Origin of the sequence: Streptomyces actuosus, assembly GCF_016921115.1 — a bacterium.
GTDB lineage: Bacteria > Actinomycetota > Actinomycetes > Streptomycetales > Streptomycetaceae > Streptomyces > Streptomyces actuosus_A.
This window is the reverse complement of sequence record NZ_JAFFZS010000024.1, coordinates 58,879-72,844: the sequence shown is the minus strand read 5'-3', so window position 1 is coordinate 72,844 and position 13,966 is coordinate 58,879. Positions and strand designations below refer to the sequence as shown.

The following is a 13,966-nucleotide window of genomic DNA, read 5'->3' as shown; positions in this document are numbered from 1 at the left end:
CGGGTCAGGACGTCACCAGCTCCCCGGTGTCCACCGGCCGCGTCGCGTCCGCCGCGCGCTGCGCGGCCGGGGCCACCTCCGCAGCCGTCAGCACGTACCCCGTCTCGTCGTCCGAGGTGGAGCGGGCGAAGACCACGCCGAACACCCGGCCGTCCGTGGTCAGCAGCGGCCCGCCGGAGTTGCCGGGGCGGACCGTGGAGCGGATCGAGTAGATCTCCCGGGTGACCGAGCCGTCGTTGTAGATGTTCTGCCCGTGCGCGTGCACCCGGGCCGCGACCGTGGCCGCCTCCAGGTCGAGGTCGCCGTCCTGCGGGTAGCCCGCGACCACGGCCGCCGCTCCGCGCCGCGCGTCGTCGTCGAACCGCAGCACGGGCGCGTGCAGGTCCGGCACGTACAGCACGGCCACGTCCCGGTCCGGATCGAACAGCACCACCTGCGCCCGGTACGGCCGCCCGACCCCGCCGACCCGCACTTTGGGCGCGTCGATGCCCGCGACCACGTGCGCGTTGGTCATCACGTGCCCCGGGGCGAACACGAAACCGCTGCCCTCACGCCCCTGGTCGCCCGAGACTCCCTCGATCTTCACCGTGCTCCGGCGGGCCGCGTCCGTGGCGGCGGCGGTCACGTTGTCGCCCGTGGGGCGGGCGACCTCGGCCGTCGACTCGTTCTCGAAGGGGTTGAACACCTGCGGGAAGCCCGCCTCCGTCAGCGCGGACGTGGCCCGGGAGAACCACGCCGGCGTGCTGTCCGGCATCGCGTCCTGCACGGCCCCCAGCAGCCGCGAGTCGCGGATCGCGCCGGTCAGCAGCTGGGACGAGGACGCGGCCAGCACACTCGCCGCCACCCATGCCACGATCAGCACCGCGACGGTGTTCGCCGCCGCCCCGCCCACCCCGTCGGCCACTCTCAGCGGGCCCCGGTCCAGCTCCCTCCGCAGCCGCAGCGCAAGCCGCCCCGCCAGCTCGTGGCCGACCGCCGCCGGCAGCAGCACCGTGCACACCGCGGTCACCGTCGCCGCCGTCGATCCCGCCGGCACCAGCTCCATCACCCACGGCAGCACCCACACGCCGACCACCGCGCCGCCGACGAAGCCGGCGAGCGACACGCACCCGGCCACCAGCCCGCGCCGATAGCCGGAGCCGGCATAGGCCAGGATCACCAGCAACAGCAGGATGTCCAGCAGGTCCACGGAGCCGCCTTTCTCTCGGGCCCGTTAGTACGTGGGGGACGGGCCCGGTGATCAGCCGCGCGCGTGCGGCCCGGCGGAGCCCGGCCGCACGCGCTGTCACCCGGGAAAACGCCGCGGACCGGGACGATGGTTCCGACGGGTGGCACGGCACACATCGCGGGCGCAGTGGATTCGGCCGATAGTGGGATCATGCGTGTCCGATCAGCTCGGGGGACACGGAAGCGGCGGGCCGTACGGATACCCGGCTCCGCCCGGGTGGCGTTCCGATTCCTGCCCGGCCTCGCCGTCGTCGCCACGCTGGCCGTGTGTGTGCACGGTGCCGACCGCCCGGCCGGCACTGCCCGGCCGCCGTCACCGGTGGCCCACCCGGCCGGATCCCACACCGCGCCCAAGCCGTCGATCAGACCCCGTTCGGCCTGGCTCGACGGGACCACCCCCGCCCAGCCGCCGCCGCGCTACGACGACAAGGTCGTCGCCGTCTTCCTCCACCACACCGACTCGCCCAACGACTACGACTGCGCCGACACCCCCCGCATCATCCGTGCCCTCTACACCGGTCAGACCCGGGACCGCAGCTGGGACGACATCGGCTACAACTTCCTCGTCGACCGCTGCGGCACCATCTACGAGGGCCGAGCGGGAGGCGTCGACCGCCCCGTCACCGGCGCCCACACCCAGGGCTTCAACCACCGCACCGCCGGCATCGCCGCCATCGGCACCTTCACCGAGGGCACCCGCGTCCCGCCGGCGATGACCGAGGCGATCGCCGCCCTCGTCGCCTGGAAGCTGGGCCTCACCGGCACCGACCCCCGCGGCGGAGTCCAGCTGACCTCCAGCAACGGTCACAGCCGCTACCCGCGCGGCACCACGGCCGTCCTGCCCGCCGTCGCGGCCCACAAGGACGCCTTCATGACCAGATGCCCCGGCCCGGCCCTCATCGCCCGACTCCCGGCCATCAGGCTGCGCGCCGCAGAGCTCCAGGGCCGCACACCCGACGGGACGTGACCCGACCCCTGCACGACCCGGCACCGCGATCGCAGGGCCACCGCGCCGCAGGGCTGCTCGGTGGCCCTGCGGCGCGGTGGCCGCGGGCGGTGTCGGCAGTGCGGCCCGCACCGCAGGCGGAGGCCGGCCGCCGCCTTCCGCGTCGTGCCCGGGCCGACCCGGTCGCGGTGCGGCAGCGGGGGCGTCGGGGCTGCCGTTCTGTTCGCGGTCACCGCGGCGGCGGACGGCCGGGCTGCTGAGGGCCGCGGGCCGCCCCGGCCGGTGCGTCCACCGGTTCCGGTGCCTCCGGTGCTTCCCGGGCGCCGGGGCAGGACGTCCGTGGGCGCCGGGGCGCGCGCGGGCGGGGCCGGACCGTGCGGGCGTGCGGCGGAGCGGGGAGGGCCGGTGACGAGGCGCGGAGAGACCGGCCGGGCGCGGTCGAGGCGTGGAGCCGCACGAGGCGTGGAGCGGCGCGGGTGCCGGGTGGCGGCTCAGGTGCGGAAGCGGTCCCAGAGCTTCGGGAAGCGCTCGGCCAGGGCCTGCTCGTTCTCGAAGTCGAGCGGCGTGCCCTCGGGTTCGGCCGGTTGGGGCGGCAGGCCCAGGTCGGGAGCGACACCGCCGGTGAGCTGTTCGTAGGCCTCGTCGGCCGCGTAGCCGATGTCCTCGCCGTCGCCGTCGATCTCCTCGTCGAAGTCGCCGAGCAGACCGGCGAGGGAGTCGGGGTCGTGCAGCGCGCCCTCGAAGACCTCCCGGCCCTGCCCGATCAACCAGCAGCGGAAGAAGTCGAAGGCGTCGTCGCTGGCCCCGTCCAGCAGCACCCAGGCAGCGCCCCACAGGTCCCAGCGGTAGGCGCGGTTGTAGCGCGCCTCGAAGTGACGGGCGAAGTCCAGGACGCCCTCGGGGTCCAGCTGCCGGAGTCGGTCCACGAGCACGTCGGCCTGTTCCTCGGGGTCGCCCTCGGCGGCCTCGCGGCTCGTGTCCACCAGGTCCCAGAACTCCGTCTCGTCCATCACGGCTCCAGCATCGGCCCAACGGAACCCGTGCGCACGCGGAGTGCGGCGGATTGTTGCGCCGGATCCCGCGCCGCTCCCCGGCCCCCCGCGCGGGAACCCCGGCCGGCTCCGCCGCTTCGTCATGCCTCGTACAGTCCGGCCATCCGCCGCGCGTCGCGGACGAATCGCTCGCGCAGTCCCGCGGGCGCCAGCACCTCCGCCTCCGGTCCGAGCGCCGTGAGCTGTGCGTGCGCGACCTCCTCGGACTCCACCGGCAGGGTCACCGTCACCCGTCCCGCACCGTCCGGCTCCCCCGCCCCGGCCAGCGCCCGGCGCGCGGCGAGCGGATCGACCGCGTGCTCCAGCATCCGTACCCCCTGCGGCGACAGCCGCACGACGGCCTCGGCCCGCCAGAGCGACCGGGCGAACCGCTCCGCCTGCGCCGACCAGAATCCGGGCAGGTCGAACGCCGCGTCACGGGTGAAGGCATCCTCCCGGACGTCGACGGCGGTGAACCGGTCGATCCGGTACGTCCGGAAGTCCCCGCCCGTCCCGGCGTCCACCACGCGTGCGCACACGTACCAGACCCCGGCCTTCAGCACGAGCCCGTACGGCTCCAGATCGCGTTCCACCGTCTGCCGCGCACGCCGGTAGCGGGCCGTGATCCGGCGGTCGTCCCACACCGCGCCGGCCACCGCCGGCAGCAGGTCGGGAGTCCGCGGCTCGGTGAACCAGTTCGGGGCGTCCAGATGGAACCGCTGCGCCGCCGCGAGCGGTGCGTCCCGCAGGGACGGCAGCAGCGCGGCCGACACCTTCAGCCGGGCCGCGGAGGCGGTGTCCTCCAGCCCCATCTCCCGCAGGGCCGCCGGTACCCCGCTCAGGAACAGCGCCTCGGCCTCGTTGCGCGCCAGCCCGGTCAGCGGGCCGCCCCCCAGGCCCGTGAGGCTGCGGGGAAGGGCGCGATATCCGCCGACCAGCCGGTATCCTCCGGCCCGCCCCCGGTCCGCGTACACGGGCACACCCGCCTCGGACAGCGCCTGCGCGTCGCGCGCCACCGTCCGCTCCGACACCTCCAGCTCCCGCGCCAGCTCCGCGGCGGTCATCGAGGGCCGGTACTGGAGCAGCAGCACCATCTTGATCAGTCGGGCGGCACGCATGCCGCCATCATGCAGCAGGCCCCCGCCGGGGCGGGGGCTGCGGTGACGCGCCGGTCCCCGCCGGAGCGGGGCGGGGCGTGCCGTGATGCGGTGGCCCCCGAAGGGGCGCGGCGCGGTCCGTCGGAGCCCGCCGGAGCGGAGCACTGTCCGCGTCGGTCCCCGCCGGGGCGGGGGCGTCGTCCGTGTCGGTCCCCGCTTCGGCGGGGGCGTCGTCCGTGTCGGTCCCCGCTTCGGCGGGGACCGACACGCATCGGCCGCTAGAGGCCGTACTTCTCCCGGGCCTCCTTGACCGCGGTGGCCTTCACCTCGCCGCGCCGGGCGAGCTGGGCCAGGGCCGCGACGACGATCGACCGGGCGTCGACACCGAAGTGGCGGCGGGCCGCCTCACGGGTGTCCGACAGGCCGAAGCCGTCGGCGCCCAGCGAGGACCAGTCCTGCTCGACCCACTGCGCGATCTGGTCCGGGACCTGGCGCATGTAGTCGGAGACGGCCAGCACCGGGCCCTCGGCGCCCTGGAGCGCCTGCCGGACGAACGGCACCCGCTCCTCGCCGCGCAGGAGCGCCGCGTCGGCGTCCATGGCATCCCGGCGCAGCTCCGACCAGGAGGTCGCCGACCACACGTCGGCGGCCACGCCCCACTCCTCGGCGAGCAGCCGCTGCGCCTCCAGCGTCCAGTGGATCGCCGTGCCCGAGCCCAGCAGCTGGATGCGCGGGGCGTTGGCGGCGGGGGACAGGCCGGCCGACTCCGCGGTGTTGAAGCGGTAGAGGCCCTTGACGATGCCCTCGTCGATGCCGGGGCCGGACGGCTTCGCCGGCTGCGGCATCGGCTCGTTGTAGACGGTGAGGTAGTAGAAGACGTTCTGGTCCTCGCCCGGCTTTGCCTCGCCGTACATGCGGCGCAGACCCTCGCGGACGACGACGGCGATCTCGTAGGCGAACGCCGGGTCGTACGTCAGCGCCGCCGGGTTCGTGGCCGCGATCACCGGCGAGTGGCCGTCGGCGTGCTGCAGGCCCTCGCCGGTCAGCGTCGTCCGGCCGGCCGTCGCACCGACCAGGAAGCCGCGGCCGAGCTGGTCGCCGAGCTGCCACATCTGGTCGGCGGTGCGCTGCCAGCCGAACATCGAGTAGAAGATGTAGAAGGGGATCATCGCCTCGCCGTGCGTCGCGTACGACGTCGAAGCGGCGATGAAATCGGCCATGGAACCGGCCTCGGTGATCCCCTCGTTGAGGATCTGGCCGTTCCGGGCCTCCTTGTAGTACATCAGCTGGTCGCGGTCGACCGGCTCGTACGTCTGGCCCTTGGGCGAGTAGATGCCGAGCGAGGGGAACAGCGACTCCATGCCGAAGGTGCGCGCCTCGTCGGGGACGATCGGCACCCAGCGCCGCCCCGTCTCCTTGTCGCGGACCAGGTCCTTCACCAGGCGGACGAAGGCCATCGTGGTGGCCACGTTCTGCGAACCGGAGCCCTTGTCGAAGGAGGCGAACGTCTTCTCGGCGGGGGCCGGCAGCGCGGCGAGCGGGTGGGTACGGCGGGCCGGGGCCGGACCGCCGAGGGCGGCACGGCGCTCCTGGAGGTAGCGGACCTCGGGGGAGTCGGCGCCCGGGTGGCCGTAGGGGACCTGGCCGTCGGCGAAGTCGCTGTCCTTGATCGGCAGGCCGAGCAGGTCGCGCATCGCCTTGAACTCGTCCACCGTCAGCTTCTTCATCTGGTGGTTGGCGTTCTTCGAGGCGAAACCGTCGCCGAGGGTGTGGCCCTTGACCGTCTGGGCCAGGATCACCGTCGGCGCGCCCTTGTGCTCCAGCGCGGCCTTGTAGGCGGCGTAGACCTTGCGCGGCTCGTGGCCGCCGCGGGAGAAGTGGAAGCAGTCGAGGATCTTGTCGTCGCTCAGCAGCTTCGCCATCTCCGCCAGCGCGGGGTCGGACCCGAAGAAGCTCTCACGGATGTAGGCGGCGCCGCGGGTCTGGTACGTCTGGATCTGAGCGTCCGGTACCTCGCGCAGGCGGCGTACGAGCGCGCCCGTGGTGTCCAGCTGGAACAGCTCGTCCCAGGTGGAGCCCCACAGCGTCTTGACGACGTTCCAGCCGGCGCCGCGGAACTGGGCCTCCAGCTCCTGCACGATCTTGAAGTTGGCGCGGACCGGGCCGTCCAGACGCTGCAGGTTGCAGTTGATGACGAAGGTGAGGTTGTCCAGTTCCTCACGCGCGGCCAGCGCGAGTGCCGCCGTCGACTCCGGCTCGTCCATCTCGCCGTCGCCGAGGAAGGCCCACACGTGGGACGCGGAGACGTCCTTGACACCGCGGTTGGTGAGGTAGCGGTTGAAGCGAGCCTGGTAGATCGCCGACAGCGGGCCGAGCCCCATCGACACCGTGGGGAACTCCCACAGCCAGGGCAGGCGGCGCGGGTGCGGGTAGGACGGCAGGCCGTTGCCGCCGGACTCCTGCCGGAAGTTGTCCAGGTGCTGCTCGTTCAGCCGGCCGTCGAGGAAGGCGCGGGCGTAGATGCCGGGGGAGGCGTGGCCCTGGATGTACAGCTGGTCGCCGGAGCCGGCGGCGTCGCCGGAGTCCTTGCCCTGGAAGAAGTGGTTGAAGCCGGTCTCGTAGAGCCAGGCCGCCGAGGCGAAGGTGGCGATGTGGCCGCCGACGCCGTGCTTGCTGCCGCGGGTCACCATGGCCGCCGCGTTCCAGCGGTTCCACGCGGTGATCCGGGCCTCCATCTCCGGGTCGCCGGGCATCTGCGGCTCGGCGGCGGTCGGGATGGTGTTGACGTAGTCGGTCTCCAGGAGCTTCGGCAGCGCGATGCCGTTGCCCTCGGCGCGCTCCAGCGTGCGGCGCATCAGGTATGCGGCACGGTGCGGCCCGGCAGCCTCGGCGACGGCGTCCAGGGAGGCCTGCCATTCGGCGGTCTCCTCCGGGTCGCGGTCCGGGAGCTGGTCGAGCTCGCTCGGCTGGATGGCGTTGGGGTCGGTCATGTCGCCGCCTTCCTCAGTCGAAGGGGGGTTCCCTCACAGCGAAGGGTTCGGGGGTGCCCTTGGTCTTTGGCAGGACAGGGCTGGACTTCGGTGGAAGTCCGTCGGCGACTGTAACTCCCTGATCGATGATCGATCAAAGGGTTCCCGGCGAAAACTGCGCGATCACCGAAAAGTAGGCACCCGGTGCCTCTCCAGGAGACACCGGGTGCCTTGTTTTCGAAGGGTTTACGCAGGTGGCGGCACGTTTGAGCGACGGTGTGCTCAGCCCTCGTGGCGCGGCGCGCAGCCCAGGACGTGCGCCTTGACGATCTCGGCGATCCGCGGGTCCCGTCGCCGGAACGCCTGCACCAGCTCCTCGTGCTCCTCGGCGTAGGACTGCTGCACCGTGCCCAGCCAGCGGATCGACAGCGCCGTGAACACCTCGATGCCCAGGCCCTCCCACGTGTGCAGCAGCACCGAGTTGCCGGCCGCGCGCACCAGCTCGCGGTGGAAGGCGACCGTGTGCCGCACCTGGGCCGTGCCGTCGGCGTTGCGGTCGGCCTCGTACAGCGCCGCGACGTGCGGCTCCAGCGCGGAGCAGTCGCCCGCCAGCCCCTCGGCCGCCAGCTCCGCCGCGATGGCCTCCAGGCCGGCCCGCACGGGGTAGCTCTCCTCCAGGTCGACAGCGGTCAGATTGCGCACCCGCACGCCCTTGTTCGGCGCCGACTCGATCAGGCGCAGGGACTCCAGTTCGCGCAGGGCCTCTCGCACCGGGGTCTGGCTGACCTCCAGCTCGGTGGCGATGCGCCGTTCCACGATCCGCTCGCCCGGCTGCCAGCGCCCGCTGATGATCCCTTCCAGGATGTGCTCGCGGATCTGCTCGCGCAGCGAGTGGATGACGGGCGCGGTCATGAGAGCTCCTTAGGGAGGGGCCACCGGCCCCCTGGGGCGTTCGACGTTTAGACAATACGGCCGCAGACGCCGTCCGGAAGGGTGCACGGGGGCGCTTTCGCGCAGGTGAGACGAGACTTACACGCTCCGGCCGGAGCCCCGTGGGTCCCACCGGGCCCGCTGCGCGGCCCGCTGCCGTCGGGTCGGGTACGGCCGTGTCGGGTCCCGGGCACCGCGTGTCGCCGGTCCGTACCGCGGTCCGTACCGCGGCGGGTCGAGCCGGGGCGCCGGGGTCGCCGGGGGCCGGCGAGGGGCGCCGCGCGCACGGTCCGGCCGGGCCGAGCGGACGGGGTGCGGCTCGCGGGTGGTCGTCGCCGACGCGTGCGCCGCGGGTTTGCGCGGGTGGTCACGACGGATGCGGGTGGGACGGCCGTGCGTACGGCGGGTGCGGGTGCGGCCGTCGGCCTCGTGCGGAGTCGTTCGGCCCGCGCGGTCGCCGGGGCGGGGCGCCGCGGCGCGGGGGCGTCGGGTCCGGTCCGTGGAGCCGGGCGGCCGGGGACGGGGGCACGGCTGCCGCCGAGCCGGTGGCGCCGCCGCTCCACCCCCTGCCCGAGCCGTTCACGGCGGCGCCCCGCCCGGAAGATCCGGGCGGGGCGCCGTGCGGCCTGCCGGCCGGGGATCGGAGAGGCGCCGGGCCTCCCGGTGAACCCCGTGTCTGCTACAGCCCGAGTTCGACCTCGAACTCGCCGGCCTCCAGGATCGCCTTGACGGCGCTCAGGTAGCGGGCCGCGTCGGCGCCGTCCACCAGGCGGTGGTCGTAGGACAGCGTCAGGTAGGTCATGTCGCGGACGCCGATGACCGTACCCTCCTCCGTCTCGATCACGGCCGGGCGCTTGACCGTGGCGCCGATACCGAGGATCGCGACCTGGCCCGGCGGCACGATGATCGTGTCGAAGAGCGCACCGCGCGAACCGGTGTTGGAGATGGTGAAGGTCGCACCGGACAGCTCGTCCGGGGTGATCTTGTTGGCACGGACCTTGCCCGCCAGGTCGGCCGTGGCCTTGGCGATGCCGGCGATGTTGAGGCCACCGGCGTTCTTGATGACCGGGGTCATCAGGCCCTTCTCGGAGTCCACCGCGATACCGACGTTCTCGGTGTCGAAGTAGGTGATGGTCCCCTCGGCCTCGTTGATCCTGGCGTTGATGACCGGGTGGGCCTTCAGCGCCTGGGCGGCGGCCTTGACGAAGAACGGCATCGGGGAGAGCTTGACGCCTTCGCGGGCGGCGAAGGAGTCCTTCGCCCGGCCGCGCAGCTTCATCAGGCGGGTGACGTCGACCTCGACGACCGACGACAGCTGGGCCTGCTCGTGCAGGGCCTTGACCATGTTGTCGCCGATGACCTTGCGGATGCGGGTCATCTTGACGGTCTGGCCGCGCAGCGGGGAGACCTCCAGGGCCGGCGCCTTCCCGGCGGCGGAGCCCGCGGCGGCCGCGGCGGGAGCCGGGGCGGCGGCAGCGGCCTTCGCGGCCTCGGCGGCGGCGACGACGTCCTGCTTGCGGATGCGGCCGCCGACGCCGGTGCCCTTGACGGTGGCCAGGTCGACGCCGTTCTCGGCGGCGAGCTTGCGCACCAGCGGGGTGACGTAGGCGCCTTCGTCGGCCGGCTGGGCGGCGGCCGGAGCGGCCGGCGCCGGGGTGACCGGGGCGGGCGCGGGAGCCGGGGCGGCGGGCTGGGCCGGCGCGGGAGCCGGGGCCGGGGCGGGAGCCGGGGCAGCCGGAGCCTGCGCGGCCGGTGCCGGTGCCGGTGCGGCCGGTGCCGGGGCGGCGGCCGGGGCGGCACCCGGGGCGCCGATGACGGCGAGCTTGGCGCCGACCTCGGCGGTCTCGTCCTCGCCGACCACGATCTCCAGGAGCACGCCGGAGGCCGGCGCCGGGATCTCGGTGTCGACCTTGTCGGTGGAGACCTCCAGCAGCGGCTCGTCGGCCTCGATGCTGTCGCCGACCGACTTCAGCCAGCGGGTGACGGTGCCCTCGGTGACGGACTCGCCGAGCGCGGGCAGGACGACGTCCGTGCCCTGGGCGCCACCGGCCGGAGCGGCGGCGGGGGCCGGGGCGGGGGCCGCCGGAGCCTCGGCGACCGGGGCGGGGGCCGCCTCGGCGGCCGGGGCCGCAGCGGTCTCGGCGGCCGGGGCCGGAGCGGCGGCCGGGGCACCCGAGCCGTCGTCGATGAGCGCCAGTTCGGCGCCCACCTCGACCGTCTCGTCCTCGGCGACCTTGATGGAGGCCAGGACGCCGGACGCCGGGGCCGGGATCTCGGTGTCGACCTTGTCGGTGGAGACCTCGAGCAGCGGCTCGTCGGCCTCGACACGCTCGCCCTCGGCCTTCAGCCAGCGGGTGACAGTGCCCTCGGTGACGCTCTCGCCGAGCGCCGGAAGGGTTACGGAAACCGCCATGGTTTCGGTTGCTCCTTACGAGTTGCGGAAGTCTGTGTCGTCGCGCCCGAGGGCTGATCAGTCGTGCGCGTGCAGCGGCTTGCCCGCCAGGGCGAGGTGGGCCTCGCCGAGCGCCTCGTTCTGCGTCGGGTGGGCGTGGACGAGCTGGGCGACCTCGGCCGGCAGCGCTTCCCAGTTGTAGATCAGCTGGGCCTCGCCGACCTGCTCGCCCATGCGGTCGCCGACCATGTGGACGCCGACCACGGCACCGTCCTTGACCTGGACGAGCTTGATCTCGCCCGCGGTCTTCAGGATCTTGCTCTTGCCGTTGCCCGCCAGGTTGTACTTCAGAGCGACGACCTTGTCCGCACCGTAGATCTCCTTGGCCTTGGCCTCGGTGATACCGACGGAGGCGACCTCCGGGTGACAGTACGTCACCCGCGGGACGCCGTCGTAGTCGATCGGGACGGTCTTCAGACCGGCCAGGCGCTCCGCCACCAGGATGCCCTCGGCGAAGCCGACGTGCGCGAGCTGGAGCGTCGGGACCAGGTCGCCGACGGCGGAGACGGTCGGGACGTTGGTCCGCATGTACTCGTCGACCAGGACGTAGCCGCGGTCCATGGCGACCCCGGCCTCCTCGTAGCCCAGGCCCTGCGAGACGGGGCCGCGGCCGACGGCCACCAGCAGGACCTCGGCCTCGAACTCCTTGCCGTCGGCAAGGGTGACCTTGACACCGTCCTGCGTGTACTCGGCCTTCTGGAAGAAGGTGCCGAGGTTGAACTTGATGCCGCGCTTGCGGAACGCGCGCTCCAGCAGCTTGGAGGAGTTCTCGTCCTCGACCGGGACGAGGTGCTTCATGCCCTCGATGACGGTGACGTCGGCACCGAAGGACTTCCACGCCGAGGCGAACTCGACGCCGATGACGCCGCCGCCCAGGATGATCGCGGACTTCGGCACGCGGTCCAGGACGAGGGCGTGGTCGGAGGAGATGATCCGGTTGCCGTCGATCTCCAGGCCCGGGAGCGACTTCGGCACGGAGCCGGTCGCCAGCAGGACGTGGCGTCCCTGGACGCGGCGGCCGTTGACGTCGACGGAGGTGGGCGACGACAGGCGGCCCTCACCCTCGATGTAGGTCACCTTGCGGGAGGCGACGAGACCCTGCAGGCCCTTGTACAGGCCCGAGACGACGTCGTCCTTGTACTTGTGCACACCCGCGATGTCGATGCCCTCGAAGGAGGCCTTGACACCGAACTGCTCGCTCTCGCGCGCCTGGTCGGCGATCTCGCCCGCGTGGAGCAGGGCCTTGGTGGGGATGCAACCCCGGTGCAGGCAGGTGCCGCCGACCTTGTCCTTCTCGATCAGGGCGACGTCCAGGCCCAGCTGCGCCCCGCGCAGGGCCGCGGCGTAACCACCGCTACCACCGCCGAGGATCACTAGGTCGAAAACGGTGCTGGCGTCGTTCGCCACGTCACGTCCTCCATGCATGTGCGCCACCGGTCTCCAGTGACCGGCAGGCGGCTGGTGTCCGGCCGCTCGTTCTTCGGCCCTTGGTGGGGCCCTGTCCTGCCGTGCCCCATCTTCGCACTAGTCGATGCTTGACGAGACGCGGGGCCGGGGTGTGAGACGTCCCACGTTCCCGGGTACCGGAGGGGCGGCCCGCGGCGGAAAACGCGGGCGCGGGGACCGGTGCGACCGGTCCCCGCGCCCCGAAAGCCGCCCCACGGCGGAGCGGGCCGGCTCAGTGGACGGGCATCAGCCCAGGTCACCCGCGGCGGTCAGCTCCGCCAGGCGCACCAGCGTCCGCACCGCGGAACCGGTGCCGCCCTTCGGCGTGTACCCGAACGGGCCGCCCTCGTTGAACGCCGGGCCCGCGATGTCCAGGTGTGCCCAGGTGATCCCCTCGCCGACGAACTCCTTCAGGAAGAGCCCGGCGACCAGGCCGCCGCCCATCCGCTCGCCCATGTTCGCGATGTCGGCGACGGGGGAGTCCATGCCCTTGCGCAGGTGCTCGGGCAGCGGCATCGGCCACGCCGGCTCGCCCACCTCCTCCGCGGCCTCGTGCAGCGCGGTGCGGAACGCGTCGTCGTTGGCCATGACGCCGAAGGTGCGGCTGCCCAGCGCCAGCACCATCGCGCCGGTCAGGGTCGCCACGTCGATGATCGCGTCCGGCTTCTCCGCCGAGGCCGCCCACAGCGCGTCGGCCAGCACGAGCCGGCCCTCGGCGTCGGTGTTGAGTACCTCCACGGTCTTGCCGCTGTACATGCGCAGCACGTCGCCAGGGCGGACGGCGGAGCCCGACGGCATGTTCTCCGCGAGCGCCAGCCAGGCGGTGACATTGACCTGGAGCTTCAGCCGAGCGGCGGCGACCACCGCGGCGAACACGGCGGCGGCACCGCTCATGTCGCACTTCATGGTCTCGTTGTGGCCGGCCGGCTTCAGGGAGATGCCGCCCGAGTCGTACGTGATGCCCTTGCCGACGAAGGCGAGGTGCTTCTTCGCCTTGGAGGAGGTGTACGACAGCTTGACCAGCCGCGGGGTCGCGGCCGAACCGCCGCCGACGCCGAGGATGCCGCCGTAGCCGCCCTTGACCAGGGCCTTCTCGTCCAGGACCTGGACCTTGATGCCGTGCTCCTTGGCCGCGGCGTGGGCGATCGCGGCGAAGGCCTCGGGGTCGAGGTCGTTCGGCGGGGTGTTGATCAGGTCGCGGGCGCGGTTGAGCTCCTCGGACACGGCGGTGGCGCGGGCGATCGCCGCCTTGTGCGCGGCGTCGCGCGGCTTGCCGCCCAGCAGGACGGCCTCGGCCAGCGGAGCCTTGCCGTTCTTGCCCTTGGTGTCGCTGCCGGAGGAGCCGTTCTCCTTGTAGGCGTCGAAGGAGTAGGCGCCGAGCAGCACGCCCTCGCCGGTCGCGGCGGCGTCGCCGGCGTCGGCCAGCGGCAGGGCGAACGCGGCCTTCTTGGAGCCGGCGAGCGCGCGGGCGGCCACTCCGGCGGCCCGGCGGAGCGCCTCGGGGTCGTATCCGGCGCCCTTCTCCGGCTCGGGGCCCAGGCCCACCGCCACGACGAGCGGCGCCTTGAAACCGGACGGGGCCGGGAGCTTGGTCACCTCGCCCTCGGCGCCCGAGGCCCCGAGGGTCTCCAGGACTCCGGCGAGCCGGCCCTCGTAGGCCTTGTCCACGGCCTCGGCGCCCGGTGCGACGACCAGGTCCCCCGAACCGGAGGCTGTGCCCTTGGCGACACCGATCACGATTGCGTCGGCCCGGAGACCGGGCGCCGCGGCGGTGCTGAGAGTGAGAGCAGTCACGGTGGTGAAATCTCGCTTCCGATGTGAAGTTTCTGTGGCCGAACGGTGTGGGTCGGCCGAGCCCGACGGCCGAC

General features: G+C 73.3%; 9 protein-coding genes. 1 reads left to right on the top strand and 8 read right to left on the bottom strand.

Annotation, left to right across the window (positions count from 1 at the left end):
• Positions 1-4: 4 nt before the first annotated feature.
• Complete coding sequence (locus JS756_RS25160) at positions 5-1,189, bottom strand: MarP family serine protease (RefSeq protein WP_205385473.1); 1,185 nt, start codon at positions 1,187-1,189, stop codon at positions 5-7.
• Between the two features lie 189 nt (positions 1,190-1,378).
• Here JS756_RS25160 and JS756_RS25155 point away from each other — a divergent pair, with 189 nt between their 5' ends.
• Positions 1,379-2,194 carry a peptidoglycan recognition protein family protein gene (locus JS756_RS25155; RefSeq protein ID WP_205385472.1) on the top strand — a complete coding sequence of 272 codons (816 nt, stop codon included), beginning with the start codon at positions 1,379-1,381 and terminating at the stop codon, positions 2,192-2,194.
• 470 nt (positions 2,195-2,664) lie between these two features.
• Here the strand turns inward: JS756_RS25155 and JS756_RS25150 are convergent, their stop codons facing one another.
• The 7 genes from JS756_RS25150 to JS756_RS25120 form a co-directional block, all read right to left on the bottom strand.
• Complete coding sequence (locus JS756_RS25150; protein WP_205385510.1) at positions 2,665-3,183, bottom strand: DUF4240 domain-containing protein; 519 nt, start codon at positions 3,181-3,183, stop codon at positions 2,665-2,667.
• A gap of 122 nt (positions 3,184-3,305) precedes the next feature.
• Positions 3,306-4,322 (bottom strand): helix-turn-helix transcriptional regulator, encoded by a 1,017-nt coding sequence (locus JS756_RS25145; protein WP_205385471.1) that lies wholly within the window; start codon positions 4,320-4,322, stop codon positions 3,306-3,308.
• Between the two features lie 257 nt (positions 4,323-4,579).
• Complete coding sequence (gene aceE, locus JS756_RS25140) at positions 4,580-7,291, bottom strand: pyruvate dehydrogenase (acetyl-transferring), homodimeric type (RefSeq protein WP_205385470.1); 2,712 nt, start codon at positions 7,289-7,291, stop codon at positions 4,580-4,582.
• Positions 7,292-7,552: 261 nt separating this feature from the next.
• On the bottom strand, positions 7,553-8,182 hold the full coding sequence (locus tag JS756_RS25135; RefSeq protein ID WP_205385469.1) for a GntR family transcriptional regulator: 630 nt from the start codon (positions 8,180-8,182) through the stop codon (positions 7,553-7,555).
• A 697-nt stretch (positions 8,183-8,879) separates the two neighbouring features.
• On the bottom strand, positions 8,880-10,613 hold the full coding sequence (gene sucB / locus JS756_RS25130; protein ID WP_205385468.1) for a 2-oxoglutarate dehydrogenase, E2 component, dihydrolipoamide succinyltransferase: 1,734 nt from the start codon (positions 10,611-10,613) through the stop codon (positions 8,880-8,882).
• Between the two features lie 57 nt (positions 10,614-10,670).
• A complete protein-coding gene (gene lpdA, locus JS756_RS25125) occupies positions 10,671-12,059 on the bottom strand; it encodes a dihydrolipoyl dehydrogenase (RefSeq protein WP_205385467.1) in 1,389 nt (462 codons plus the stop codon).
• A gap of 285 nt (positions 12,060-12,344) precedes the next feature.
• Entirely contained in the window at positions 12,345-13,892 is a 1,548-nt protein-coding gene (locus tag JS756_RS25120; protein WP_205385466.1) for a leucyl aminopeptidase, read from the bottom strand.
• Positions 13,893-13,966 lie beyond the last annotated feature (74 nt).

Bases quoted from the DNA above. Each gene is read 5' to 3' on its own strand.
- JS756_RS25155 (WP_205385472.1), top strand. From the start codon at position 1,379: ATGCGTGTCCGATCAGCTCGGGGGACACGGAAGCGGCGGGCCGTACGG.
- JS756_RS25150 (WP_205385510.1), bottom strand. From the start codon at position 3,183: ATGGACGAGACGGAGTTCTGGGACCTGGTGGACACGAGCCGCGAGGCC.
- JS756_RS25145 (WP_205385471.1), bottom strand. From the start codon at position 4,322: ATGCGTGCCGCCCGACTGATCAAGATGGTGCTGCTGCTCCAGTACCGG.
- aceE (WP_205385470.1), bottom strand. From the start codon at position 7,291: ATGACCGACCCCAACGCCATCCAGCCGAGCGAGCTCGACCAGCTCCCG.
- JS756_RS25135 (WP_205385469.1), bottom strand. From the start codon at position 8,182: ATGACCGCGCCCGTCATCCACTCGCTGCGCGAGCAGATCCGCGAGCAC.
- sucB (WP_205385468.1), bottom strand. From the start codon at position 10,613: ATGGCGGTTTCCGTAACCCTTCCGGCGCTCGGCGAGAGCGTCACCGAG.